Source organism: Microcystis sp. BLCC-F210 (assembly GCF_042134685.1).
GTDB classification, from domain to species: Bacteria; Cyanobacteriota; Cyanobacteriia; order Cyanobacteriales; family Microcystaceae; genus Microcystis; species Microcystis aeruginosa_D.
The window spans coordinates 1,423,794-1,447,438 of sequence record NZ_CP169647.1 but is presented as its reverse complement, the minus strand read 5'-3'; the positions used below and the strand labels follow the sequence as shown (position 1 = coordinate 1,447,438).

At 42.6% G+C, this 23,645-nt stretch carries 28 protein-coding genes; 17 read left to right on the top strand and 11 right to left on the bottom strand.

Annotation, left to right across the window (positions count from 1 at the left end; all coding sequences use genetic code 11):
• Positions 1–10: 10 nt before the first annotated feature.
• Positions 11–595: a DUF4276 family protein gene (locus tag ACE3JL_RS06895; protein WP_052275849.1), complete on the bottom strand. Its 585-nt coding sequence runs from the start codon at positions 593–595 to the stop codon at positions 11–13.
• Positions 588–1,802 carry an AAA family ATPase gene (locus ACE3JL_RS06890; protein WP_052275848.1) on the bottom strand — a complete coding sequence of 405 codons (1,215 nt, stop codon included), beginning with the start codon at positions 1,800–1,802 and terminating at the stop codon, positions 588–590. Before ACE3JL_RS06890 ends, ACE3JL_RS06895 begins: the two co-directional genes overlap by 8 nt.
• A 160-nt stretch (positions 1,803–1,962) precedes the next feature.
• Here ACE3JL_RS06890 and ACE3JL_RS06885 point away from each other — a divergent pair, with 160 nt between their 5' ends.
• Genes ACE3JL_RS06885 through ACE3JL_RS06875 form a run of 3 tightly spaced genes read left to right on the top strand, consistent with a single transcriptional unit; the run spans position 1,963 to position 3,430 of the window.
• A complete protein-coding gene (locus ACE3JL_RS06885; protein ID WP_375329139.1) occupies positions 1,963–2,097 on the top strand; it encodes a hypothetical protein in 135 nt (44 codons plus the stop codon).
• On the top strand, positions 2,090–2,614 hold the full coding sequence (locus tag ACE3JL_RS06880; RefSeq protein WP_375329138.1) for a hypothetical protein: 525 nt from the start codon (positions 2,090–2,092) through the stop codon (positions 2,612–2,614). Before ACE3JL_RS06885 ends, ACE3JL_RS06880 begins: the two co-directional genes overlap by 8 nt.
• Before the next feature lie 3 nt (positions 2,615–2,617).
• Entirely contained in the window at positions 2,618–3,430 is an 813-nt protein-coding gene (locus ACE3JL_RS06875; protein ID WP_271987862.1) for an urease accessory protein UreD, read from the top strand.
• 21 nt (positions 3,431–3,451) lie between these two features.
• On the opposite strand, the gene ispE is transcribed toward ACE3JL_RS06875, so the two are convergent.
• Together ispE and rsmA are read right to left on the bottom strand one after the other, a co-directional pair.
• Positions 3,452–4,393, bottom strand: a complete 942-nt coding sequence (gene ispE, locus ACE3JL_RS06870; protein ID WP_271987859.1) for a 4-(cytidine 5'-diphospho)-2-C-methyl-D-erythritol kinase — start codon at positions 4,391–4,393, stop codon at positions 3,452–3,454.
• A 17-nt stretch (positions 4,394–4,410) separates the two neighbouring features.
• Positions 4,411–5,217 (bottom strand): 16S rRNA (adenine(1518)-N(6)/adenine(1519)-N(6))-dimethyltransferase RsmA, encoded by an 807-nt coding sequence (gene rsmA, locus ACE3JL_RS06865; protein WP_375329137.1) that lies wholly within the window; start codon positions 5,215–5,217, stop codon positions 4,411–4,413.
• Positions 5,218–5,341: 124 nt separating this feature from the next.
• Between rsmA and crcB (ACE3JL_RS06860) the strand changes: the two genes are divergently transcribed.
• The 6 genes from crcB (ACE3JL_RS06860) to ACE3JL_RS06835 all read left to right on the top strand — a co-directional run bounded on the left by crcB (ACE3JL_RS06860) (position 5,342) and on the right by ACE3JL_RS06835 (position 10,223).
• Positions 5,342–5,731 (top strand): fluoride efflux transporter CrcB, encoded by a 390-nt coding sequence (gene crcB, locus ACE3JL_RS06860; RefSeq protein ID WP_271987853.1) that lies wholly within the window; start codon positions 5,342–5,344, stop codon positions 5,729–5,731.
• Between the two features lie 40 nt (positions 5,732–5,771).
• The gene (gene crcB, locus ACE3JL_RS06855; protein ID WP_271987851.1) at positions 5,772–6,176 is read left to right on the top strand and encodes a fluoride efflux transporter CrcB; all 405 of its coding nucleotides are present in this window, start codon (positions 5,772–5,774) and stop codon (positions 6,174–6,176) included.
• Positions 6,177–6,230: 54 nt separating this feature from the next.
• Complete coding sequence (locus ACE3JL_RS06850; RefSeq protein WP_375329136.1) at positions 6,231–6,335, top strand: lanthionine synthetase LanC family protein; 105 nt, start codon at positions 6,231–6,233, stop codon at positions 6,333–6,335.
• Between the two features lie 742 nt (positions 6,336–7,077).
• Entirely contained in the window at positions 7,078–9,447 is a 2,370-nt protein-coding gene (locus ACE3JL_RS06845; RefSeq protein WP_375329135.1) for a glycogen debranching protein, read from the top strand.
• A 130-nt stretch (positions 9,448–9,577) separates the two neighbouring features.
• Complete coding sequence (locus ACE3JL_RS06840; RefSeq protein ID WP_272077367.1) at positions 9,578–9,745, top strand: hypothetical protein; 168 nt, start codon at positions 9,578–9,580, stop codon at positions 9,743–9,745.
• 133 nt (positions 9,746–9,878) lie between these two features.
• Positions 9,879–10,223, top strand: a complete 345-nt coding sequence (locus tag ACE3JL_RS06835; protein ID WP_271987970.1) for a hypothetical protein — start codon at positions 9,879–9,881, stop codon at positions 10,221–10,223.
• A gap of 63 nt (positions 10,224–10,286) precedes the next feature.
• Here the strand turns inward: ACE3JL_RS06835 and ACE3JL_RS06830 are convergent, their stop codons facing one another.
• The 3 genes from ACE3JL_RS06830 to ACE3JL_RS06820 all read right to left on the bottom strand — a co-directional run bounded on the left by ACE3JL_RS06830 (position 10,287) and on the right by ACE3JL_RS06820 (position 12,190).
• A complete protein-coding gene (locus ACE3JL_RS06830; RefSeq protein ID WP_375329134.1) occupies positions 10,287–11,330 on the bottom strand; it encodes an LD-carboxypeptidase in 1,044 nt (347 codons plus the stop codon).
• 98 nt (positions 11,331–11,428) lie between these two features.
• A complete protein-coding gene (locus ACE3JL_RS06825; RefSeq protein ID WP_271987987.1) occupies positions 11,429–11,680 on the bottom strand; it encodes a polyhydroxyalkanoate biosynthesis repressor PhaR in 252 nt (83 codons plus the stop codon).
• A 42-nt stretch (positions 11,681–11,722) separates the two neighbouring features.
• A complete protein-coding gene (locus tag ACE3JL_RS06820) occupies positions 11,723–12,190 on the bottom strand; it encodes a CBS domain-containing protein (protein ID WP_271987974.1) in 468 nt (155 codons plus the stop codon).
• Positions 12,191–12,351: 161 nt separating this feature from the next.
• Here ACE3JL_RS06820 and ACE3JL_RS06815 point away from each other — a divergent pair, with 161 nt between their 5' ends.
• Both ACE3JL_RS06815 and nadC read left to right on the top strand, forming a co-directional pair.
• On the top strand, positions 12,352–12,918 hold the full coding sequence (locus ACE3JL_RS06815) for a Uma2 family endonuclease (protein WP_271987976.1): 567 nt from the start codon (positions 12,352–12,354) through the stop codon (positions 12,916–12,918).
• 71 nt (positions 12,919–12,989) lie between these two features.
• Positions 12,990–13,838, top strand: coding sequence for a carboxylating nicotinate-nucleotide diphosphorylase (nadC, locus tag ACE3JL_RS06810; RefSeq protein ID WP_271987978.1), 849 nt, complete (start codon positions 12,990–12,992; stop codon positions 13,836–13,838).
• 272 nt (positions 13,839–14,110) lie between these two features.
• Here nadC and ACE3JL_RS06805 read toward each other — a convergent pair whose 3' ends face one another.
• Positions 14,111–14,908, bottom strand: coding sequence for an S-adenosyl-l-methionine hydroxide adenosyltransferase family protein (locus tag ACE3JL_RS06805; RefSeq protein ID WP_375329133.1), 798 nt, complete (start codon positions 14,906–14,908; stop codon positions 14,111–14,113).
• A gap of 134 nt (positions 14,909–15,042) precedes the next feature.
• Between ACE3JL_RS06805 and ACE3JL_RS06800 the strand changes: the two genes are divergently transcribed.
• From ACE3JL_RS06800 to ACE3JL_RS06790, 3 genes are all read left to right on the top strand, one after another.
• The gene (locus tag ACE3JL_RS06800) at positions 15,043–15,204 is read left to right on the top strand and encodes a hypothetical protein (protein ID WP_002733724.1); all 162 of its coding nucleotides are present in this window, start codon (positions 15,043–15,045) and stop codon (positions 15,202–15,204) included.
• 154 nt (positions 15,205–15,358) lie between these two features.
• On the top strand, positions 15,359–15,523 hold the full coding sequence (locus ACE3JL_RS06795; RefSeq protein ID WP_164502948.1) for a hypothetical protein: 165 nt from the start codon (positions 15,359–15,361) through the stop codon (positions 15,521–15,523).
• A complete protein-coding gene (locus ACE3JL_RS06790) occupies positions 15,516–15,971 on the top strand; it encodes a GNAT family N-acetyltransferase (RefSeq protein WP_375329132.1) in 456 nt (151 codons plus the stop codon). The genes ACE3JL_RS06795 and ACE3JL_RS06790 overlap by 8 nt, the downstream gene beginning before the upstream one ends.
• A 92-nt stretch (positions 15,972–16,063) precedes the next feature.
• On the opposite strand, the gene ACE3JL_RS06785 is transcribed toward ACE3JL_RS06790, so the two are convergent.
• Positions 16,064–16,204, bottom strand: coding sequence for a hypothetical protein (locus ACE3JL_RS06785; protein ID WP_375329131.1), 141 nt, complete (start codon positions 16,202–16,204; stop codon positions 16,064–16,066).
• 188 nt (positions 16,205–16,392) lie between these two features.
• On the opposite strand from ACE3JL_RS06785, the gene ACE3JL_RS06780 reads away from it, so the two are divergent.
• The 3 genes from ACE3JL_RS06780 to ACE3JL_RS06770 all read left to right on the top strand — a co-directional run bounded on the left by ACE3JL_RS06780 (position 16,393) and on the right by ACE3JL_RS06770 (position 21,372).
• Entirely contained in the window at positions 16,393–18,384 is a 1,992-nt protein-coding gene (locus ACE3JL_RS06780) for a protein phosphatase 2C domain-containing protein (RefSeq protein WP_375329130.1), read from the top strand.
• 87 nt (positions 18,385–18,471) lie between these two features.
• Positions 18,472–19,521, top strand: coding sequence for a hypothetical protein (locus tag ACE3JL_RS06775; RefSeq protein ID WP_002786465.1), 1,050 nt, complete (start codon positions 18,472–18,474; stop codon positions 19,519–19,521).
• Between the two features lie 252 nt (positions 19,522–19,773).
• On the top strand, positions 19,774–21,372 hold the full coding sequence (locus tag ACE3JL_RS06770; protein ID WP_271992380.1) for a SpoIID/LytB domain-containing protein: 1,599 nt from the start codon (positions 19,774–19,776) through the stop codon (positions 21,370–21,372).
• A gap of 160 nt (positions 21,373–21,532) precedes the next feature.
• Here the strand turns inward: ACE3JL_RS06770 and ACE3JL_RS06765 are convergent, their stop codons facing one another.
• Both ACE3JL_RS06765 and ACE3JL_RS06760 read right to left on the bottom strand, forming a co-directional pair.
• Positions 21,533–22,222, bottom strand: coding sequence for a TrkA family potassium uptake protein (locus ACE3JL_RS06765; RefSeq protein ID WP_002798291.1), 690 nt, complete (start codon positions 22,220–22,222; stop codon positions 21,533–21,535).
• An 81-nt stretch (positions 22,223–22,303) separates the two neighbouring features.
• Positions 22,304–23,638: a TrkH family potassium uptake protein gene (locus ACE3JL_RS06760; RefSeq protein ID WP_375329129.1), complete on the bottom strand. Its 1,335-nt coding sequence runs from the start codon at positions 23,636–23,638 to the stop codon at positions 22,304–22,306.
• Between the last annotated feature and the right edge of the window lie 7 nt (positions 23,639–23,645).

Here is a 23,645-nt window from a genome sequence, read left to right as displayed (position 1 = left end):
TAATGGTTTGCTATCCTCTTGACAGAGATTGCAGAAAGTCGAGAAGATCTTTAAAAGAAGGACAACGAGTGGCACAAAGTTCTAAATTTAGCTTTTCGGCCAGTTCAACATTCATGTTGGTACTATAACGGGGTTTTCTATTTTCACCGATTGACAATTGGATCAATTTTTCTTTCGGTTTGATAATTAGGTGAGGGTTTGGGTGATCTTTTCCCTTGCCTCGTCCCACATATTTAACCACCTCTGGATCAGACCAAAACCAAGCCTCTAATTCTTCTATTGGGATGCAGATATATTTCCTGATACCATTAATATTAGAACAGCTTAATTCTAAGTGATCTCGCAATTGTTTTTCATCGTTAAGAGAGTTATTCTTGGGATTACGATCTAAATCATGAACAATGATAAAAGCATCACATCCTTCCCTTGTCATCACTTTAAGTTTTGCTGACAGTTTTCTCTTTAATGTACTAGAGGATTTAGATGCCCAAGATTTTGTCCTAGTATTTGTCCCCAGCACGCGATGGATAATTTGACGAAACACATCGCAGTCCGTCTCATCTTCGGCAATTATGGCGATCAAGTTACTACTCATCGAGAATACCACTGTAAATCCAGTCTCCTAAATCTCCTTCTTCACAGAGGTACTCGACAACTTTTTCAATCTCTCCTTCTTCTAGTTTCCTAACACTTGTCCGTCCCTGGTTACGATAAACTAAGCTAATATTTTCTGGCTTTGTCCAAGCTACTACTTGTGGTGAATGAGTTGATATAATTAAATTTTCATCCCAAGTATAGGATTTAATTTCATTTAATAATTTTGCTAACATTGCGGGATGTATTTGTGTTTCTGGCTCCTCAATTATGGTTGTTGCATTAGGAGAGTGAGCAATTATTTCGATAAGAATTGATAAAACTCGCAAGGTGCCATCGGAGAGTAATCCAATATTGACTCCATCTAATAATACTGAAGCAATGTACTCTTCGTCTTTACCTTGGTCTGTCTGTCCAGAATGCTCACTCAAAACAAACTTCTGCACAGTGATTTTCTTGGCAAGTCCTATTCGTTGACAAACATTTTCTAGTTCATCAAAATAATCCGTACCTACCCAAGAAAATATTCTCCGAGCTAGAGTATCTGCTAGATCAAATCGACTGGTAGAAACCTTCTTACTTGCCACCTTTAGTAAGGAAGGCTGTCGCCTTGATGTGCGACGGATAGGAGCTTTGCCAAGAAGACGAATCCCTTTTAAAATAGCATAAACCCACTTCATTTCTGGAGGTAAATTTAGCGATGAATTTCCAGGTACATTTGACTGTCGCAGCGAGGTAGTATTGCCAAGAATAGCAAATATTGGCTCACCATTATTATTAAAGCTTGTTAGTCCAAATTCGGTTTTCCAGAGAAGTTCTTGATCTCCATCAATATAATGACAAGAATCATTCCAAGAAAAGGAATTTTCCAAGGAATTATCGTTAGTGGTATCGTCTATGTCTGTATCTAGATCGTCCATAGAAAAGGGGATGATTAGCTCATACCTGTATCCTAAGCGCCGGTTAGTCGGTGTTAGAATTTCAACCTGCAAAATTGAGGGAATGCTATCACTGTCAATCATCCGAGATACGATCGATCTACCCATAGCACAGGATGAGATGGCTTCAAATCCTTCTAGGATAGCGGATTTCCCCGCACCGTTTCTCCCCACTAATACCCCAACTTGGTTAACTAGGGATAGGGAAACTGGACCACCTAGCACACCCCAACCATCGAGGGTAAAAGATAATAGTCTAGGCTGGTTCATATTAAAACAATTCTAGTTTTTGGGATCATACAGAGCTTTATTAGTTAATTATATCCCAATCTATCTGATCTTCCCTCAGTTTTCTAGGCTGGTGGCTGGCGATCACCAGTGAAGACCACTTTTAGCAGTTTTTCCCCCGATAATTTAGGATAAAATAAAAATGCGATCGAGAGTTAATATCATGGACCTATCGGCAGCTCAAGAATCGATGATGATTGAGATTAATGATCCCTTAACTCTAGCGAAGACTATTATCCTGATTTTCCCAGCACAAAAATTCCCCCAAAATGCTTAATCCTCTCCTCTGGCAAACTGCCAATCCCAACCCCGATAATCTGGAAAATTTCCAAATTATTAGCCAATGGTGGCAAGATTTAAATCTTAAGGAAGTCTTCTGGCAACAGCGTTTAATTCCCGATACTGGCTCTCGGGAAGATATTAATTGGGAGCGGCAAGGTTTTGATGAAAAGTTTAGCATCCAAATGCCCCAAATTCGCGGGATTACCCTCTATTGGCATAAATCTACTTTTGCTGACGAAAGAAGCATGACACCCAAACAATTAATTTTAGATCGGGAACGGGAGCAGTTATATATTTATCCCCAATCTCAACCTAGTTTAGTTATTCGGGTGACGAAACCCCATCTGGTTTATCAAAAATTCGAGCTAAAAAATCCTCTCCTAGTTGGCAAAAAAGCGGAAAGTGAATATATTTTACTGTTTAGGGATAAAGAACAGCAAATAGAAGTTAAAATTAATCTCAGTCCTAAAAATTATCGGCAATTTCTAGAAACCATGACTGAGGATCAATAAATAATGTGGCAGGGAAACCTAGAACTAATTTACACGCAAAAAAATCTCGCAACCCAAATTAATCACGTCTATGCTACCGCTCCTTTAAAAGTACAAAGACCCTTTTATCCCGAAGGAAAAAACCTTTGTCATACGGTGATTTTACACACGGCAGGGGGAATAGTTGGCGGTGATGTTCTTCAACAAAAAATTCATCTCCAAGCCGCTACTAATGCTCTGATTACCACTGCTTCTGCTGGGAAAGTTTACCAGAGTAACGGTCAGATGGCTCAACAATTAATCGAGATTAAAATCGATGACAATGCCGGTTTAGAATGGCTACCCCAAGAAACAATTATCTTTAATGGTGCGGTATTTCGCCAACATTTACGAGTGGATTTAGGGGAAAATAGCAGTTGGTTGGGATGGGAAATTACCCGTTTTGGTCGCAGTGCGCGAGGCGAGAAATTTTTAGCGGGAGAATGGCATTCTAATTGGGAAATTTGGCGATCGGGACAACCTTTATGGCTGGATCGAGCCTTCCTGTTGGGTGGTAAAATGATCGAGGGATTTTCTGGTTTAAATAATAGCACCCTGATCGGTACTTTAGTTTATATCGGTCAACCGGTGGGCAGAGATTTAATCGAAAAAGTGAGAGATTTTTCCCTAGAAGGAGAGATGGGAGTTACTAGCACTTTAGGAGATGGTCTTTTATGTCGTTATCGGGGCAATTCTAGCGGTGAAGTGCGACAATGGTTTCAGCAGGTTTGGCAAATTTTAAGGCGAGAAATGAGCGATCGAGAGGCAATTATTCCGCGAGTTTGGTTGTCTTGGTAAAGGGGGTTAATTGTCATTTTCTCAAGTCACTTGAATGCCTGTATCGGTGATTGGAGCTATCCAAAATTGTAGATCGGGAGCGACGAGAATTTCCCGGGCCTCTTTAACGATAGTTTCCGCCACTTCCTGAGATGAACAGAGAGTAAAAACCGTCGGGCCGGAGCCTGACATCATCGTTCCCAAACCGCCTAAATCCCCTAGAACCTGTTTTAACTCGGCTACGAGAGGAAATTCGGGTAAAACCACCTTTTCGAGGTCATTATGGATAAATTTGCCGATAGCGGCTGGTTTTTTCTGGGCGATCGCTTGTACCAAAGCCCCAGAACTTACCTGCTGACGACGGTGATGAAATTCCTCTGGAGAAGACAGATAGGTATCCTGAAATTTTTGCCGATAGCTTTGGTAGGCCCAGGGTGTAGAAACGGATAAATGATCGTATTTGGCTAAAATCACCCATAATCCAGTCAGAGGAGCGATAGGATCGAGAATTTCTCCCCTTCCCGTACAGATAACCGTTCCTCCTGTCACACAAAAGGAAGTATCCGATCCCAATTTTGCCGCTAAAGTTTCTAATTCCGGACGGGTTAAGCCTAATTCCCAGATTAAATCGATGCCGACTAACACCGCCGCCGCGTTGGTGGATCCCCCCGCTAAACCGGCAGCCACGGGAATATATTTCTCGATGGTGATATCGATGCCGCCGTAATTGGCAAAGAGGCGGGGGAATTCCTTCGCCATCAAAGTGGCGGCGCGATGGGCGAGATTACTGCTATCTTGGGGGACGAGGGGATGAGAGCAAAAGAGACGGAATTCCTGTAATCCGTTCGGCCGGAGAGTGATGCGATCGCATAATGCCACCGTCTGCATCACCATGACTAACTCGTGGAAACCATCAGGGCGATCGCCAACGATTTCTAGATATAAATTAATTTTAGCGGGGGCTAGAAGGGTATAACTGTGCATTTGTCAAGAAAAAAATTCTAAAATTTTGGCAATTGATCTAATTTTTCCGCCAAGTCAATCCATTGCGATAAACTGAGATCTTCGGCGCGAGCGAGGGGATTAATCTCTAATTGTGTCAGGATTTGGCTTAATCGATCGCTATCTAGACAATTTTTTAGATTATTGCGTAACATTTTGCGCCGGTTGGCAAAACCCCAGCTAATTAAAGTGGACAAAAAAGCGGTATTGCTGACATTTTTCGGGAAAACACGGGGTAAAAGCTGAATTACCGCCGAATCCACCCGGGGAGGTGGGGAAAAGGCCCGCCGGGGTACATCACAAATCCATCGACAATCGGCAAGGTATTGAATGCGGACGCTGAGAGCGCTGTAAGCTTTGGTGGAGGGGACAGCGACTAATCTTTCGGCGACTTCTTTCTGGAGCAAGAGGGTAATACTCTGGTAAGGGGGGGTGAAGGGATGGGCGATCGAACCGAGCAGCTTTTCGAGAATCGGACCGGTGATATTATAGGGAATATTGGCCACTACTTTATTAACCGGCGGCAGTTGCTCCGGTTTAAGGGTAAGAAAGTCCCCTGGGATGAGATGAAAGTTATCTTGTTGGCCAAATTTTTTATTTAAAATTGTCCATAGATCTCGATCGATTTCCACAGCGACAACCAATTGAGCGCCATCGAGAAGACGACGGGTTAAAATGCCTGTACCAGGGCCGATTTCTAATACCCGATCCTCGGATTGTAAATCAGCAGCGCCGATGATGCGATCGAGTATCGATTCATCTTTTAACCAATGTTGTCCAAAACGTTTACGCGGTTGAATTTTCATACCTCTATTTTAAAATCAGAGGGTTGTCCTCGACAATAACACCCCTGAAAATATCGATCATGCGATCGATAAACGCATCAATTATCATAGAGTCTAGGCAAAGATAGCAAAAAAATCAGAAACAATGTCAGATTTGAACGATGTTTTCGCAATTGTAGCAGGAGCAGTTCCGGGGGCGTTATCTCGTTATCATATTACCGAATGGACAAAAGCGAAATTCGGCTTGCGCTTTCCCTATGGAACCTTTATTATTAATTTAACTGGCTGTCTAGCTATCGGCTTTTTTGGGGCTATTTTACCCAGCTTTACCTTTTATTCCCACTCACTAGATTTAATGGTTAGAACGGGATTTTTAGGAGCTTATACCACCTTTTCTACCTATAGTTTAGATATCTTGATCCTCTGGCGCAATCAGCAAAATTTTCTCAGTCTTTTTTTTGCCGTTGCTAGTATCATTTTCGGATTAATTGCCGTTAAAATTGGGGCAGCTATTGCTCAAGTTTTTCTAGGTTAATTCTCCAATTTATTGACTATTGAAGGGCAGGACAGACAGCATGAATTTTTTCAGGGGTCGTTATGGTTTATTCGTAGCAATTGGGGCTATTTTTGGAGCTTTAAGTCGTTTTTATGTTGCGGAATTGATTGACAGCATCTTCGGTAAAGAATGGGGATTTTTTGGGACATTTTTTGTCAATGTTTCTGGCTGTTTAATTATTGCCTATATCTTTACTATGGTTAGGGAAAATATTCGCATAATTGCTCCAGAATTAGGATTGATGCTTGCCACGGGTTTTTGTGGTTCCTATACAACTTTTTCCACCTATAGTTTGGAGTCTAACAAGTTTTTAGAGCAGGGAAACTTAACTTTCGGTTTAATTTATTGGCTCGGCAGTGTTTTTGGGGGGATGATTGCGCTTAAAATTGGAGTTATTTTAGCAAGAACTGGTTTTCCTAGATGAGTTATTAAGGGCGCAAAAATAGAAGGATACCAACTTTTTGGAAATGTTTCATCGATGGCTTATCATCCTAGTTTCTTTCAAGGGATTTCTGGAATTATTTATCAATTGTTACGTCTGGCTTATCCTGAGCAATTTCCTGTTATTTTTTTGTGGAGATAAAGCACTGACTAGCCTAAAAATAAATGGCTCTTCGGGACTTGGTATGGTTCGATATGGGAGCATAAATCGACTAAATCCTTATCTGGCAAGAGACTTAATTGATTAGTTCGCTCTAGATCAAAAATAATTGACAAAAATCACTAAATGCCTTTCTATATAAGGGTTCCATCCCTTATAACCCCTGTCCATTGCATAACAGAAACCCAAGAACCAAATAAATTATAAGTTACGGTATATTCAGGACCGTGGTTAGTAGGCATTCTAAATTGATGTAATACTAAATCTGGTTATTAAAAACTGATTATTTATTCCCCTTTGCCTTTTGCCTCTTGCCTTTTGCCTCTCCTCATAACTAGCCTGTACTCAACGGATTTAGTATAAGTAGTCATGCAAAATTAATTTCCTAGTGAAGAAAGGCAAGAGGCAAGAGGTGGTTAGATGTGTGTAATTAATTTTGCTTAGGTACTTATATCAACCGATGTCCATTTGCGTTCGCCGTCAGAAAGGGCAAGGGTTTTGAGTCCCTCGGAGCGATTTTTCAACGTTTGCCTCTTGCACTTTTTGAGCTAAAAAAATCTCAAAACCGTTTTCCAGTAAGGCTTCCAGTAATTTTCAGCACACCCAAAGGAGTTACTAGGAATTGCAGAGCTTGTTTTTAATCGGGAATCAAGCTTTAGATTTTTTTCTTATTTCTTTGAGGGAAAAATGTCTATCATCAAAGGCGATATTACCCCGCCAATTTATGTTACCAGCGATCGGTCAAAATCATCCTCAATCTGGTAATTATGCCCCCCTAGATAGCCATCTTTGGGCTGATGCTTCTTATCCCCTCGGGGCGCATTATCAAGGCGATAATGTCACCTTTGCCGTCTATTCTAAAAATGCCCGTCAGATTCTTCTGGAAATCTACGATCGCCCGACGGGAGAAAACGCTAAGTATGATTACTGGTTGACAAAAAACCCAAATGATGATATATGGCGGGCAAAAATCGCCGGTATTGCCCAGGGCAGCTACTACGCTTTTCGCTGTTGGGGTTCCAATTGGCAATTTGATCAAAAATGGCAAAGAGGCCACAGTAACGCCGGTTTTCAGGCAGATGTGGACGATTTTGGCCATCGTTTTAACCCGAATAAAGTCCTCTTCGATCCCTACGCGCGAGAACTTTCCCACGACCTTGAAAACCCGGCCATGATTGCGGCCGAAGAAAATGCTGGAATGTATGCCACGGGAGAGGGGGACTACAAAGGAGTAATCCGGCGGCAATACGATACGGGCAAATGGTCGCCCAAAGGCATTGTGATCGCGCCGGATGGGACTTCTACCGGTACTCGTCCCCGTCTGGGGGCCGAAAAAGCGATTATTTACGAGGCCCATGTGCGCGGTTTCAGCAATCACCCCTCCGCTAGTCGTTTAGAAGATATTCTCAAGGGAATTACAGGTTTTGAGGAAGTGGCTAACGTTCCCGACCAGTACAGAGGAACTTATGCGGGAGCCGGCTATATGGCCAAATACCTGAAAGCGCTAGGATTTACCACGATCGAACTCTTACCGGTCCAAGAAACCGCTAACGATAATAACCCCGACGATCGCCCTGGTGGTAACTATTGGGGTTATATGACCTTTGGTTATTTCGCCCCCGATCGCCGTTATGCTTATGATCGCTCCCCCGGGGGACCGACCAGAGAATTTAAGGCCATGGTCAAAGCTTTCCACGACCAAGGTATGGAAGTTTATCTCGATGTGGTCTATAACCACACCGGAGAAGGGGGCAATTGGGGCAGCAACGATGTCACCGGATTTGTTAGTTTTGGTGGTTTTGATGTGGTGGAATACTATCAACTCACCGACGAACATTATCTAGTCGATGGGGCCACAGGCTGCGGAAATCAATTAAACTTTTCCCATATTGTCACCTGTAATCTGGTTCTTGATTCCCTCACCTATTGGTTAGAAGAAATGGGAGTTGATGGTTTTCGTTTTGATCTGGCCCCCGTCCTCGGTCGAATCCCTTCTAGTCATGAACGAGAAGATTGGGGCAAACAAAAACAATTCTTTCCTAAACATCCTTTGTTAGAAAAGATCGAGCAATTAGGCAAGAAATACGATGCTGAAATGATCGCCGAAGCTTGGGATATCTGGGGTTACGAAGTGGGAAATTTCCCAGCAGGTTGGGGCGAGTGGAATGGCCGTTATCGCGATGCAATCCGGCGTTTTTGCAAGGGAAATGGTAATACTTTTAAATTCATCGAACAGGTGAACGGAGATTATCACAATTTTAATGACCAAGGCGGACCACACAAATCGATCAGTTTTATTGTTGCCCACGATGGTTTTACCCTGATGGATGTAGTCAGTTATAACAATAAAAATAACCTCAATCCCTGGCCTTTTGGTCCTTCCGATGGCGGCAATAATAATAACGATTCTTGGGATTCTGGCGGTAATCCAGCCTTACGTCGCCAAAGATTACGCAACTTTTGGACGATTCAGTTTTTATCTCGCGGTGTTCCCATGACTGTCTGGGGTGATGAATTTGGCCGCACCCAAAATGGTAATAATAATCCCTACAATATTGATAGTGTCGCCACTTGGAATAATTATGATATGATTGCCACCCGTTCACCCCATCTACTGCCCACTGGTTATCGGGAAGCTTATCATAATAATTTTGGCACGGGAACTAATCAAGAAGAACGCAATCCTTTATTTATTTTTGCCGCTTATATTGCTCACTTAAGACAGAATCATATCGCCCTTAAACAGCGCCGCTACGGTGATATGGTTCTCGATGCAGGCAATAGTGTCACCTACTTATTTAAAAAACCCGATGGTATTAGCGATTTAACTGCCCATGATCGCTGTATTTGGTTTTTAATTGATGGTAGTGCCGTCGGTGATCACGATTTTTTGGTGTTAATTAATATGTATCATCTGCCGGTGAATTTTCGCCTTCCCCAGTCACCCAATAATCATCGTTGGGTAAGAATTATTGAGACGGCAGCATGGGCAGAAACCAATTATAATTGTTGGTCTGTGGATCAAGGTGCAGTAATTGCCGATAGCTATAAAGTCAATGGTTTTTCGATCATGGTTTGCGAGGAGATTAACTGAACTATCTATACTCCCCTTATTAAGGATAGGGTTGATTCATTCTCCGAATCTAATTCTTTTTTTTTGCTACCTTTAATCCCTTAAGCTCTGCATGAGTAGAAAACGGGTTTCTCGGAGAAACCCGTTTTCTGTGCGTTACTCAACGGATTTGGTATTAGTTGCACATCGTGTGACTTTACCCTCCCATGGCTATCCTACCGAACAAGTGGTTCGCCTCACCCTTCCAGATCATGCCCCCATGATTTTAGCCAGAAACAAGCCTACTCTGCTTTTGCAAAAATTTCTTGCTGAACCCTAGTGGACGGATGCAGGTTAATGACCATCAATAATAGGTATGGAAAACTTATCACTGTCCCGATGGGAAGTTTGGTCTTGCAAAATTGGCAAATAGGGATAAAATCAAAACAAGTTAATTTTTCGGCGACCACATCATGTTAACCTCATCTGACAGTAAATTATCTAAGCAGCAGCAAATTCTCTCAGCTGTTTCCGAAGAAGAACAGCTTAAACAGCAACGGATTCAGGAGGTGCTATTGTTAATAGATAGTTTATTCCAAAGAGAGGAAACCACTTTTAGGATTATCATCGACTGTCTTTATGATGTGGGTTCGTTAAATTTAATTAATAAAAAGTTTCATCATCGTCACTTAAATTTTATCATGAAATCGATAGCTCGTTTTTCTAAGCCTATATTCAGAATTTATGCTCTCTATTGGGTGAAGAAAAATAGCCCCAAATTAATTACTAATTGGTTGGCTAGTCAGGTTAAGTTCTAGCCAAGTAAGTAACTAAAAAGTACAAACTTTGGAGTGGTAGAATCGAGTAACAGTTTTTAACACTTACTTACTTACCGCCGATTCTAACATAGTAATCGTTCCCCGATTAGCATCAAATTCTACTGCAATACCAATAGGAATAGTCTCGATAATCTCTAAATGTCCGATCATTAAACCTAAACAAGCGGGAATTTTTAAGGGTTGAATATATTCTCGGATCACTTCTTCTAAAGTCAAGGAACCATAGTCACTATCGGCACTACAATTGCTGCACTGACCGAAGATAAATCCAGCTAAATTATCGAAAATTCCCGCTAATTTTAATTGATTTAACAGGCGATCAATTTCATAAACATCTTCACCAATGTCTTCTAAAAATAGGATAGCTCCGTTGAAATTAGGTAAATAGGGAGAACCAGCGATCGAGGCTAAAGTGGTTAAATTACCGCCGATTAATTTACCTTTGGCTTGACCATTAGTAATAGTTTGAATGCGGTTTTTTACCTGCATTAAACGATTAGCATCATCGGGATCGGGAAGATTTCTAAAAGTTAACTTTTCCCCAGAAAATAAAACCTGTCGAAAGCTTTCAGTTTGAGCAGTGCGCCAACTAGAAAAGCCATTGGGAGCATGGAAAGTAACTAAACCAGTTTTGGCATAAATAGCCAATAATAAAGAAGTTATATCACTAAAACCACAGATAATTTTCGGATGACGACGAATTAAATCGTAGTCGAGATAAGGTAATAAACGAGCGCTTCCCCAACCGCCGCGAATTGGTAAAATTAGGGCAATATTATCATCAGCAAAAAATTGATTTATATCCGACGCTCGCTCCCTATCTTTACCAGCTAGATAACCATAACGATTTAAAGCGTATTCACCAACTTTTGGGACTAATTTTAAAGCTTTAACTGCTTCGATAACTATATTTAAATCATCTTCTTTAAAAGTTGCCCCCGCCGGACTAATAATACCCACTCCGTCCCCTGGTTGTAGATGTGGTGGTTTAATTAGAGGAAAATTATTGCTAACAACTTTTCTGGGAATTAGGGAAAAACTAACAGCAGTTAGAGCGGAATTAATGAAAAATTGACGGCGCTTCATTCTGATAGTTTTTAGAGAAATTGCAAGGGAAATAAAATTTTAGGGATTAAGTGGATAGGTGTTAAAAATTGTCAGGATACCCCCTTATTAAGGGGGGATTAAGGGGGGATCGAGGGAAAAAAAGTTTTCACAATTGCCCCAGCTAAGAAGACAATTAATGCCCAAACCTGATATTTTTGGGTTCCTTCTAATAAGTTTAGTCGATTTTCTATTCCCTCAACTTTTCCTGTTAACACCGCTTGTCCTACCTTTAAATCCATCACATCTTTTTGTAACGAATCGATTTTTCCCTCAATCCGCGTCAAGATAGTTTCTAGGGAACAAGTAACCGTTTCCTGAGATTGATTAATTTGTTCAAGACCTTTTAGTTAATTCTTGCCCTAAAAAAGCCATTATGCTTCCGATTTTGCCATGTCGCGAATGATATCGCCGCGAGTGATAATACCGATTACTTTGTGGGTTTCTTCCTCAATCACCGGTAAACGTCGCACATGACGACCATACATTAACGAGGCCGCTTCTTTCAAAGGGCGATCGCCTGTGATACTAATAGGTTTATCGGTCATTACTTCCCCCACGGTTTGACCGAGAGCTTTATGGAGTAATTTCTCGTGACGGCTAGGATTTTGTAGATAAATGACGCTATCGAGGAGCATAATGTAAGGAGGAGCTTCTACTCCCGTTTCTTGCCACATAAGGTCAGTTTCGGAGATAACGCCAATCAGTCGTATATTGTCATCCACCACGGGTAAACCACTAAACCGCTTTTCCGCCAAAATCTTCACTGCTTCCGACAGAGAAGTGTTAGCGGTGACGGTGATCGGATTGGGAGTCATGATATCGGCAACTGTTTTCGTCATCTTAGGGACTCGCGATAATAATGCTTTCTCTCTCTATCTTATCATTAGGGTAATCAGTCGCCGCTTAATTATGACTATTCTTCAATCTTCGGCTGAGAAAATGGTATAACATAAAAAGGAAATGGGATATTAATTTAGTTAGTTGACAAGGAGAAAGAAAAATGATCGCTCAACCTCAATACCCAGAAAGAATGACCCCGGAAGAGTATCTAGAATGGGAAGCTACTCAGGAATGTCGCCATGAATATATTGATGGGGAAATTATCGCCATGACTGGGGGTAGTCTGGCCCATAATGATATTACCTTAAATTTTTACAGAACTTTATATTCTCATCTCCGTCCGCGAGGCTGTCGAGTCAATGTATCTGATGCGAAAGTACAAGCTAGTAATAGTCGTTATTTTTATCCCGATTTGGTGATTAGTTGCGATTTTAGGGATAGAGAATCTCGTAATTTTATTCAACATCCACAAGTGATTATTGAAGTGCTTTCCCCTAGCACAGGAAACTATGATCGCACTAAAAAGTTACAATATTATCGTCAGATTCCTAGTTTACAAGAATACGTTTTAGTTGATCCTGAATCGATCAGTGTTGAGGTTTATCGTCGCGGTGAAGATAAAATTTGGTTTTACTGCGCTTATAGTCAAGGGGAAGAAATTATTCTATCTAGTCTCGATTTTCACTGTGCGATCGAGTTAATCTATGAAGGGATAAGTTTCGATTAAAGAAAGTTTACAAACCGGTCAAACATTCCTAGACTTAAAATAAATACGTCCCGATTGTTTCGATAAATTCTATGTTACCGCCCCTATTAGTTCTTGATCCCTTGTTAGAAAACTGGTTACGAGAAGATCTCGGTAGAGGCGATCGCACCACCCAAGCAATTTTCTTCGGTCATGCTAAAATTGGTCAGGCTAGTTGGATTGCCAAAGAAGCGGGAGTTATTGCTGGTTTACCCGTAGCTGAACGCGTTTTTCAACTACTTAACCCCACTATTCACTTTACCCCCACCGTTGCCGAGGGGGAATTCTGCCCCAAGTCTAAAGTTATTGCCGAAATAGAAGGTTCCTTCGATGCACTGTTAATCGGGGAAAGAGTCGCTTTAAATCTTGCCATGCGCTTGAGTGGAATCGCTAGTGCCACTCGTCAGTATGTGGAGAAAATTGCCGATTTATCGACAAGATTGGTGGATACTCGCAAAACTACCCCCGGATTGCGAATTTTAGAAAAATATGCCTCCGGTATCGGTGGCGCTATTAACCATCGTTTGGGGTTAGATGATGCAATTATGATTAAAGATAATCATATTCAAGCAGCCGGCAGCATTGAGGAAGCAGTGCTTCGTGTACGGCAAAATATGCCCTATCCTCTCACAATTGAGGTGGAAACCAGTCAATTAGAAGAAGTGAATCAAGCTCTGCAGCAGCAGGTAGAGATCATTATGTTAGATAATATGGATTTAGAGATGATGCAAACTGCTGTGGAGATGATCCGCAATTTTAATAGTAAAACCAAAATAGAAGCATCGGGAAATATTACCCTCGATCGCATTCGCAACGTTGCCGAAACAGGAGTAGATTATATTTCTACTAGCGCCCCGATTACTCGTTCTACTTGGTTAGATATTAGTATGAGAATTGATTAAAAGGCCATATCAGTTATCAGTTATCAGTTATCAGTTATCAGTGAACTTAAAACGGTTCTTCGGTTTGTGTTATGCAATAGACGGGGGTTATAAGGGATGAAACCCTTATAGAGAAACATCTTAGGCAATTTTTGTCAATTGTTTTTGATCTAGAACGAACTAATCAATTAAGTCTCTTGCCAGATAAGGATTTAGTGGATTTATGCCACCCGATCAAACTATATCAAGTAACTAAGAACCCTTAAAACTCAAATCTGATAACTGATCACTGATCACTGACTCCTATCTATTCTAACCTCGATCGCATCGCCAATATTTAGGTGTAATTGCTTTTGGGCGCTACCACTATTGACGGCAATTTCTAACCCCCCGTGACTACCGATAAAAGCGACTATTTCCCCCCAAGGAACATCACTGTAGGTGTTTTTCGCGGGGATAATTTTTCGACCCAACTGCACTGACCAAATTTTTCCCTCTAGGAGATAATCGGGAATATTACTGATTAAATTGCCAAAAATGTCGATATATTGGATTTGACCCCTGATTTTATCTTCCTCGACTTGCGGAACAGCGATCGCTAATTGTTGCAAGCTATCGGGATCAATAATCTCACCTAACATTTCTAGGGGTACTCCCCGGGCCAAATAAGCGGCCACAGCAGCAAAAATATCACGACCGTGAAAAGTAGTGCTAGGGTTAGGGGTGCGCCAATAGGAAGGATTATCGAGATTAACGGCAGATATAGCAGGAGATTGGCTTAAAATGCCACTAAATAAACCATTATCTGGTCCAACTAAATAACCACCAGCAAAACGAATCCCTACCCCGCGTCTTTTGCTTCCCACTCCCGGATCTATAACTGCCAGATGAATAGTGCCTTGGGGAAAATATTGATAGGCATTCAGGAGGATAAAACGACCAGTGTAAAGGTCTTGGGGCGAAATTTGATGATTCAGATCGATCGTGCGAGCATGGGGGGCAATTCCCGCGATTACTCCCTTGATAATGCCCACATAACCGTCCTGTAGTCCAAAATCGCTAGTAAGGGTTATTAGTGCCTGTTCCTTCATTGACTTGTCCCTAGGGTTGCCAAAAGCGTTAATAAATCTTAACGCTAAATTCAGTAACTAAAGATACAGTTTAACGAGGAGAATGTTATGATTTAGATATAAGGTAAGTTAAGTCGCTCAAAAGTCTGTCCATCATGAACAAAAATCGTCAGCAAGTCCTAACACAGGCCACCGTCGCTCATAGAGAAACACTCCGCAGAAATTTACAACACCGACTGGAAGTAGCTAGAGCGCAGGGAAATGAAGCTTTAGTACGTCAATTGGAAGCAGAGGCGGCCTATTTGCACCTTCGTTAGATTTAATCGGTGTTTAGTCATAGTCTAGTTGTCGGTTTCTAGTGATCGGTATGCCGATCACTTTTTTTTGGGCGAATTTTTAGGAAAAAATTGCTGATATCTCCACTGGCAATCCCTAAAATAGAAAGAACAGCAGTTTAGAGATCAAATAATCATGGCTTTTTTTAGGCAATATATCGCCCCGCTCCTGACTATCTTAGTGTTTTTAGTTGCTTTGGTTGCCACCGGCATCCGGATTTTTTTACCAACAGATTTAGCGGCACCCGCTCCGATCGAGCAATCCCTGGGCATAATTTTCTTTTATCCTTGGTATGGCTAACCTTCCCAAAGATTATCAGCTACGACTGGGAAAAATGGGCGATCGCTATCTACTCATTAATTTTCTCACCCGCACCTATGAAGAATTTTTTCCCGAACAAAAAAACCTCTCCCATCTAGCTGATACAGTCAGACAGTTTTTTGGCCTCGATACTCCCCTGTGGATCGTCGAAGGACAACAAACAGCGATCGCTTGTCTCTGGATGGGGAGCGCCGTCGATCAGGTGACAGGCGATCGCTATGGTCATATTTTCCTAATTTACGTTGATCCCCAGCATCGTCGCCAAGGTATCGCCAGCGCACTAATCGATCGAGCTAAGGATTGGGCAAAAAGTCGCGGACAAACCCGCATCGGTTTACAAGTCTTCATCAATAACGACAATGCTCTCAATCTCTACCAAAATCTCGGCTTTCAAACTCGCTCTTTGCTGATGTGGAAAAATATTTAGAAACTGTTAGGAGCCGGGAGTTATCAGTCAGGAGACAGAAGACAGGGTGATAGGGTTTTGGGGTGATAGGGTGATAGGGATTTAAGGAAATTTCATCCAAATGCTCCACTTCCCCACCTCCCCACTTCCCCACCTCCCCACTTCCCCACTTCTCCACCTCCCCACTTCCCCAATTCCCCACCTCCCCACTTCCGACTTCCCCACTTTCCCACTTCCCCATTTCCCCAATTCATAATTCATAATTTATAATTCCTACACCCCAGACACAACTATAGAGATGGCACTGTCAGCATTAATTATTCTCGATCGAGCCACAAGTATTAAAATTTAGGAGACACTAGAATACACTGACAGTCATCGTGGTAAAAACACGCTATTTTAGTAACCTATACTAACCGCGCTTTAGGAGTAAGCAGTTTTCATGGATTCCGTGATAAACCTCCAATGTCAAAACCTAACCTGTTTAGCCCCGAACGCTCTCACTAATAGATTCTGTGAAAAATGCGGTACTCCTTTAGTTAAGCGCTATTTATGGATGATCGGTGATTGGGTGAGAACCTATTATCGTGTGGGTGAGCTAATTGATAATCGTTATTTGGTCAAACAACCACAAATTGTTCTTGACACTAAACCAGCTCAAGCACCTCAAGCGCCGGAAGAACCTCCCAGCTGGCTCTCCCTCTACCTAAAATTGTTACCCTTCCATCTCCACATTCCCCAAGTCTATGGCTATATTGCCAGTCCCGATGAACGCTTAAATATGGACATCTGGCTGTTAGAATACAGCACTATTCCCCTCGATGAAACAGGAGAATTAATTTATCCGGAACTATTGCCCACTCTGGCCGAGGTTTGGTCGCAAGCTTCCGATTTAAGGCAAATTCACTGGTTATGGCAAATGGCCAAACTCTGGCATCCCCTCCAGAAAAAAGCTGTGGTCTCTAGTCTGCTCAACCCTTCTCTAACGAGAGTGAATAATCAGCTGCTGCAATTGCTAGAGTTAAGCAAAGACGAGGCCACCGCTCCCAATTTACGAGATTTAGGGGCCTTCTGGTCTAGTCTAATCCCGACGGCAGCCGCTAATATTCAAGATTTTCTGGCATCCCTGACCCAAGAACTAGAATCCGGTGATCTCGATCGCCCAGAGTCCCTGATTACGATCCTCGATTATGCTCTACAGCACTACGGTGCGGGTCGAGAACGCACCTATGAGATTTTCACCTGCACCGATACCGGTCCGCTGCGGGAACACAACGAGGATGCCTGTTATCCCCCAGCTAATCAGGCCATAACCCTCGCTCATGGTCAAAATCCCTTCGACAAAGCTCAGGGCAAGCCCCTGGCGATTGTCTGTGATGGCATCGGCGGTCAGGAAGGGGGCGAAATCGCTGCTCAATTGGCGATCGAAACCCTGCCTAGGGAAATTAATCAGAGTCTCACCAGTGATACTGAATTCTATCCCGATAGTTGCAGTCTTGCCCTCGAACAGGCGATTCGTGTCACCAATGATCTGATCAGTCAACGCAATGATCAGGAGTCAAGACAAGATCGTCAGCGCATGGGTACGACTCTAGTTATGGCCTTTGGCCATGCTCAAGAAATGTACGTTGCCCATGTGGGGGATTCCCGTATCTATTGGATTACCCCCCATAGTTGTCATCAAGTGACGGTGGATGATGATCTCGCTTCCAGGGAGGTGAAATTAGGCTATCTCCTCTATCGTGATGCCATACAGTATCCCAACGCAGGGGCCTTGGTGCAAGCTTTGGGCATGGGTAGCGCCACTAATCTCCATCCCACTGTTCAAAGGTTGATTGTTGATCAAGATTGTGTTTTTCTCCTCTGTTCCGATGGTTTAAGTGATTATGATCGGGTAGAACAATACTGGGACAGTGAAATTCTGCCTCTTTTGCGAGGAGAGAAAACCGTGACGGCCGTGGGGGAAAGTTTATTACAACTAGCTAACCAGAAAAACGGTCATGATAACTCCACCATCGCCCTAGTTTATTGTCGGGTAGTTCCTGCAGCTGAACCTGTCACGCCTTTAGTTTATGCTGAGGCCAAAGAACGAATTATTCCCGATCCTAATGACCAAGATTTTGATCACAACAGGGACACCGACCCCGGAGAAAAAGTGGTAACGGCAACACCCACTTCTCCCCCTCCATCTTCTTCTGTTTCTAGTCCCACCTCCCCCCCTGCGCGCACTGCCATTTCTCCCTTCCTCGGAGCAGCGATCGCTGTCGGTGTTCTCGGTTTACTGGCTGCGATAGCTTGGCAATTCTTGAGTCGTGATCCCGCTTCTAATCCATCCATTTCTCCCGCACCCATTACCGCTCCGAGTCCCACGACCGGGACGACACCTTTCGTACCTGTTCCCGCTCCGAGTCCCCCCAATGCTTCCCCTAACTAGGGTTTTACCTGACGATTAATCGGCTTGTCGGGGGTTGCCTGAGCGAGTTAAGATAAAATGCCTGATTAACTGCCGAGTCTATCATATATGGTTGATGCTGCGACGTTCCCCTCCGACACCTCTGCGATCATTGATGCCTTTGAAACGCCTCTAGAGTTTAACTTTCAACTGCCGGATCCCGAAGATGAAACCATCCAAGATCATGATTTTCAGCAGCAACTGGATTCTTTTTGGAAAGTCTGCGATCGCTTTGATTTGCAAACGGAAATCTGGCGGGGGCGAATTTTGCGAGCTATTCGCGACCGGGAGAAGCAAGGCGGTGACAGTCGCGGTACGGGCTTTTTAAACTGGTTAAAACAGCGAGAAATCACTAAAAGTCAAGCTTATGCTCTGATTCAATTGGCTAATAGTGCCGATACTCTCCTAGCAGAAGGACAACTGGATCCCGATAGTATCAATAATTTTAGTAAACGCGCCTTCGTAGAAACGGCCAAATCTGCCCCCGAAATTCAAAAATTAGTCAGTGATGCGGCCCGACAAGGGGAGAGGATTACTCGTCGGGAGGTGAAGCAATTGGCCGATGAATGGACGGCGATGAGTTCGGATTTACTACCCGATGAAGTGAAGGAAAAAGCCAGTGATGGTAGTTTACCGGCGCGTCATCTCGCTCCCCTAGTGAAAGAATTAGAAAAGTTACCCGATACTCATATCGACACTCTCCGTCAAGAAATCGCCGCTAATCCCGATGTAGATACGGTAAAATTAATCACCTCGGAAGCACGCAGTTTAGCCAAATATCTCGACGCGGCGGCCCAAGTACAAACTCTCCGACGGGGTAATTTAGATATTGAGATGGCTCTAGAAGAAGCTTTGCGCGTCGATTGTCTAAATACGGCGGCGGATCTAGTTAAACAAGCCACACAATTAGAGCAGGCTGTGGCTAAACTTTATACTACTTGGAAACGTTTGGGTAGTTTGTCCGATCGCCTCTATGTGGATACGGGAGCAAGTAATCCCCATCTGCGATCGATGTTAACCTGTTTGGAAAGTTTAACCAGTGAAGTGATCGAAGTAGAGCTGGATGAAGGTGGGCAAAAAACGGTACGTTTACGCATTATCAGCGATGGGGGAAGTTAGACGCTTTGTTGGGGTGTTAGGGTGTTAGGGTTTTAGGGTTTTAGGGTTTTAGGGTTTTAGGGTTTTAGCTGAAATTCCCCATTTCCCCATTTCCCCATTTCCCCATTTCCCCACTTCCCCACTTCCCCACTTCCCCACTTCCCCACTTCCCCACCTCCCCACCTCCCCACTTCCTAACACCCAACGGCTTGCTGCTATAATCTCTGAATATCGTCAACTTTTATGAAAACTTATTAACAGATACTTGACTTTATGCTAAAAATCAAGGAAAAAAAACCAATAATTAGCATCGGTTCCATAACTGCGGCGATCTTGCTCAGTTTAACCCTAATTCCTACCGCTATAGCCAAGGATGTGCTTCTGAGAGTGGGCATTGTCCAACGTTTTGGCGATGAAGCCAAGGAAAAATTAACCCTGAGTAGTACCAGTGGTGATAATCTCACCCTGCGCGTGGTGGGAGAAGATGGCCAACCCCAAACCCTGCAAACCAATCGCCTACAATTAGAAGTTATTCCCCGTCCCCTCGCTTCTCCCATCCTCCAAGAAAAAGTCATTTTAAGCGACCACGCCACCTTTGAAACCGCCGAAAATAGCGCCAAAAATTGGGCAAAAATGGGCATTAAAGTGGAAATTACCCAACCCGGACGCTGGCAGGTTTGGGCAAAGCGAGAAGTTTATGAAAATCCCCTAGTGCGACGTTGGTTGCTGACCAGTTTGCAAACCAAAGGCCACAATCAACCCTATATTAATAGTGTTTTACTCAAAGAAAAGCCGCAAGTTTCTTTCCAAATCAACGGGGTGCGCTATTTTCCCAAAGAATTGGAAATCGAGAGCCAAAAAAACCTGATTCAAGTCACCCATAGCCCCGATCAGGTACGTTTGTACGGTGGGACTATGCGCCTACAGCCCAACGCCTACGGCACTTTTACCCTAGTTAATAACGTTCCCCTCGAAACCTACCTGCGCGGGGTTGTACCCCACGAAATCGGTCATGATGCCCCAGAAAGTGCCACCCGGGCGCAAACTATTATCGCCCGCACCTACGCCCTCCGCAATCTCCGCCGTTTTCAAGCCGATAATTACGAACTCTGTGCCGATACCCATTGTCAAGTTTATTATGGATTGACGGGAACTAATCCCCGGGCTGATCAAGCGATCGCAGCTACTCAAGGCCTGGTTTTAACTTACCAAAATGAGTTAGTCGATGCCCTTTATTCCTCCACCACCGGCGGGGTAACTGCCCTCTTTAGTGATGTGTGGGATGGGGAAGAAAGACCTTATCTCCGGGCAGTGGTGGACTCCCCTAATCGAGTCTGGGATCTGTCGAAACAATCCCTCGCTAATGAGACAACTTTTCGTCAGTTTATTAATCTTAAAGATGGTTTTAATGAGACAGGCCGACGGGTTTTTCGCTGGCAAAAACAAGCTTCTTTAGCTGATTTGAGTCAAGACCTAGAAACCTATTTAACACGGAGAAAACATCCCCTCGCCGACTTCCAGAAAATCCAATGGATGGAAGTGACTAAGCGCTCTCCTTCTGGTCGGATTTTGACTATGACTATTCAAACCGATAAGGGGATTTTGGAACTCTATAAAAATGAGGTGCGTAGTGCCTTAGGACCGCCTCGCAGTACCCTATTTTACATCGATCCTATCTACGATACCAATCGACAGATCCAGGGTTATAACTTTATTGGTGGCGGTTTCGGCCACGGGGTAGGATTAAGTCAATTTGGTTCCTATAATTTAGCCCGTTTGGGTTGGTCTCCCGAACAAATTCTCGCTTTCTATTATCCTGGCACCACCATCCAACCTCTCAATAATTCGATTATCTTTTGGCGAGGAAATTAATCAGTTATCAGTTATCAGTTATCAGTTATCAGTTATCAGTCATCAGTTATCAGTTATCAGTTTCTGAAGGCAAGAGGCAAGAGGCAAAAGAAAGGCTCTGATAATTCTCCTACCTAAAAAGAGGATTAGAAACTAAGTAAATCAAATGTTTGACTAAATTTTACATTGGTAAACGCTGAATATCTCGGTTAGAACCAATTACCACCATGGCTAAATCCTTGTATAATCTTTCTTGAGGATTGGGGTTAATCTTGAATTTTTCCGCATTACCGACAGCGACAATATTTAAGCCATAACGATTACGAATTTCTAACTCTGCTAGAGTTTTACCGTGAAAAGCTTCCGGGACTTTTAACTCGACAATACTATGTTCGGGATCGAGATCAAATCGTTCTAAAATTGATGGTCTAGTTAAACGATGCGCTAACTCACAACCAGCATCGTATTCGGGAAAAACTACTAAATCTGCGCCAACTTTTTTGAGTAATTTTCCATGGATTTCTGTGGAGGCTTTAGCGGCGACAAAATTAACCCCTGCTTCCTTACAATTGAGAGTAGTAATGATACTTTCTTCCACGTATTTACCAATAGCAACAATCACCGTATCGGTTTCAAAAATTCCCGCTTCTCGCAGAGCGTTAGGTTTGGTAGAATCAAGCTCGATCGCATTATCTACTATCCGATCAGATAACGCTTGTGCTACTAATCCTTCATCAATATCTGTGGCCACCACTTGATAACCTTGTTTGCGTAAGGTTTCACAAACGGCGCGCCCAAATCTGCCTAATCCGATGACGGCAAATTGGCGATTTTGGGGACGCATACTACTAAAAAATTTAATTGATTGCATAATTTTAAGTTAAACTGTTAAGCATTTAAAATGCTAGTGTCAATAAGTCAGGAGACAAGAGAAACTGATAACTGATATTAATTATCCCACTAAAAGGTTTTCTTCGGGGTAATTAATAACTGTTGGTTTCGGATCGCCGATAATAGCCGCTATTAACAGTATAACTCCTACCCGTCCAAGATACATCATAAAAACGATAATTAACTTAGAAATCGGTGATAAAGCGGCGGTTATTCCCATAGATAAGCCGACAGTTCCAAAGGCAGAAACTACCTCAAAAAATAGTTGAATCATTTTAAAATCTGTCTCCACAAATGAGATAGCTAGGGTGGAGATAATAATCGCTATAACCGAACCAAAAACCACCGCCATTGACTTTAAAATTAACGGCATAGGAATGCGTCTTTGATAAAGAGTCACTTCTTCATGTCCCCGTAAAACCGAGCGAGTACAATTATATAAAATCCTAAAAGTTGTGGTCTTAATACCTCCCCCTGTACCGCTAGGACTGGCTCCTATAAACATGAGAGCCATGGTAATTAATAAACCTTCTACGGAAATTTTACCAATATCAATGGTATTAAATCCTGCTGTTCTCGATGTTACCGATTGGAACCAAGCAGCCAGCAATTTATCTTTCATTGATAAATTAGCCAAAGTGTCACCGTTTCCCTGTTCAGTAAATAGGAAAGCCAATGTTCCTATCACTAATAAAAATATAGTTGTGCTGATAGCAACTTTATAGTTAAGCGAAAAAACAAAGCCTTTTCGTTTATATTGAAAGCGGTAAATAAACCAAGTGTAAAACTCGATAATTACCTGATAACCGATACCTCCAAAAATGATTAATCCTGTGATAGATAAGTTAATAACAATTGAAGAATGATAGGAAATTAAGTTATCTTTAAACAAGCCAAAACCCGCATTATTCCAAGCGCTAATACTATGAAATAAAGATAACCAAACTGCATATCTAAAATCATACTTTTGGGCGAAGACAGTTAACATAACCAAAGTTGCTGTTAACTCAAAAACTAAAGTAGTAGCAATCACTGATTTCATTAAACTTTGACTACCTTGTAGGAAAGGTCGATCAAAGGATTCTTGAATTGCTAACTTCTGTCTCAGGTCAAATTTTCGCCCAATTAATAACATTAAAAAAGTGGTAGTGGTCATATATCCCAGTCCACCCACTTGAATTAATAAAGCGATAAATAATTGACCCCAAAAAGAAAAATAAGTACCCGTATCTACCACTGCTAAACCCGTGACACAGACAGCAGAAGTGGAGGTAAAGAGGGCAACAATTGGATCATTCCAAGTGCCGCTAGTGGTAGAAATAGGCAACATCAATAGGGAAGTTCCCGCTAAAACTACTGCAATAAATCCCAAGCAAATTGTCCGGGCAATCGTCATATAAATT

Bases quoted from the DNA above. Each gene is read 5' to 3' on its own strand.
- ACE3JL_RS06790 (WP_375329132.1), top strand. From the start codon at position 15,516: ATGGCTAACCTTCCCAAAGATTATCAGCTACGACTGGGAAAAATGGGC.
- ispE (WP_271987859.1), bottom strand. From the start codon at position 4,393: ATGCACAGTTATACCCTTCTAGCCCCCGCTAAAATTAATTTATATCTA.
- nadC (WP_271987978.1), top strand. From the start codon at position 12,990: ATGTTACCGCCCCTATTAGTTCTTGATCCCTTGTTAGAAAACTGGTTA.
- ACE3JL_RS06805 (WP_375329133.1), bottom strand. From the start codon at position 14,908: ATGAAGGAACAGGCACTAATAACCCTTACTAGCGATTTTGGACTACAG.
- ACE3JL_RS06785 (WP_375329131.1), bottom strand. From the start codon at position 16,204: ATGAATTGGGGAAATGGGGAAGTGGGAAAGTGGGGAAGTCGGAAGTGG.
- ACE3JL_RS06780 (WP_375329130.1), top strand. From the start codon at position 16,393: ATGGATTCCGTGATAAACCTCCAATGTCAAAACCTAACCTGTTTAGCC.
- ACE3JL_RS06795 (WP_164502948.1), top strand. From the start codon at position 15,359: ATGGCTTTTTTTAGGCAATATATCGCCCCGCTCCTGACTATCTTAGTG.
- ACE3JL_RS06770 (WP_271992380.1), top strand. From the start codon at position 19,774: ATGCTAAAAATCAAGGAAAAAAAACCAATAATTAGCATCGGTTCCATA.
- ACE3JL_RS06835 (WP_271987970.1), top strand. From the start codon at position 9,879: ATGTTAACCTCATCTGACAGTAAATTATCTAAGCAGCAGCAAATTCTC.
- ACE3JL_RS06800 (WP_002733724.1), top strand. From the start codon at position 15,043: ATGAACAAAAATCGTCAGCAAGTCCTAACACAGGCCACCGTCGCTCAT.
- ACE3JL_RS06880 (WP_375329138.1), top strand. From the start codon at position 2,090: ATGCTTAATCCTCTCCTCTGGCAAACTGCCAATCCCAACCCCGATAAT.
- ACE3JL_RS06765 (WP_002798291.1), bottom strand. From the start codon at position 22,222: ATGCAATCAATTAAATTTTTTAGTAGTATGCGTCCCCAAAATCGCCAA.
- ACE3JL_RS06815 (WP_271987976.1), top strand. From the start codon at position 12,352: ATGATCGCTCAACCTCAATACCCAGAAAGAATGACCCCGGAAGAGTAT.
- ACE3JL_RS06775 (WP_002786465.1), top strand. From the start codon at position 18,472: ATGGTTGATGCTGCGACGTTCCCCTCCGACACCTCTGCGATCATTGAT.
- ACE3JL_RS06890 (WP_052275848.1), bottom strand. From the start codon at position 1,802: ATGAACCAGCCTAGACTATTATCTTTTACCCTCGATGGTTGGGGTGTG.
- ACE3JL_RS06830 (WP_375329134.1), bottom strand. From the start codon at position 11,330: ATGAAGCGCCGTCAATTTTTCATTAATTCCGCTCTAACTGCTGTTAGT.
- crcB (WP_271987851.1), top strand. From the start codon at position 5,772: ATGAATTTTTTCAGGGGTCGTTATGGTTTATTCGTAGCAATTGGGGCT.
- rsmA (WP_375329137.1), bottom strand. From the start codon at position 5,217: ATGAAAATTCAACCGCGTAAACGTTTTGGACAACATTGGTTAAAAGAT.
- ACE3JL_RS06875 (WP_271987862.1), top strand. From the start codon at position 2,618: ATGTGGCAGGGAAACCTAGAACTAATTTACACGCAAAAAAATCTCGCA.
- ACE3JL_RS06845 (WP_375329135.1), top strand. From the start codon at position 7,078: ATGTTACCAGCGATCGGTCAAAATCATCCTCAATCTGGTAATTATGCC.
- ACE3JL_RS06885 (WP_375329139.1), top strand. From the start codon at position 1,963: ATGCGATCGAGAGTTAATATCATGGACCTATCGGCAGCTCAAGAATCG.
- ACE3JL_RS06850 (WP_375329136.1), top strand. From the start codon at position 6,231: ATGGCTTATCATCCTAGTTTCTTTCAAGGGATTTCTGGAATTATTTAT.
- ACE3JL_RS06895 (WP_052275849.1), bottom strand. From the start codon at position 595: ATGAGTAGTAACTTGATCGCCATAATTGCCGAAGATGAGACGGACTGC.
- ACE3JL_RS06820 (WP_271987974.1), bottom strand. From the start codon at position 12,190: ATGACGAAAACAGTTGCCGATATCATGACTCCCAATCCGATCACCGTC.
- ACE3JL_RS06760 (WP_375329129.1), bottom strand. From the start codon at position 23,638: ATGACGATTGCCCGGACAATTTGCTTGGGATTTATTGCAGTAGTTTTA.
- crcB (WP_271987853.1), top strand. From the start codon at position 5,342: ATGTCAGATTTGAACGATGTTTTCGCAATTGTAGCAGGAGCAGTTCCG.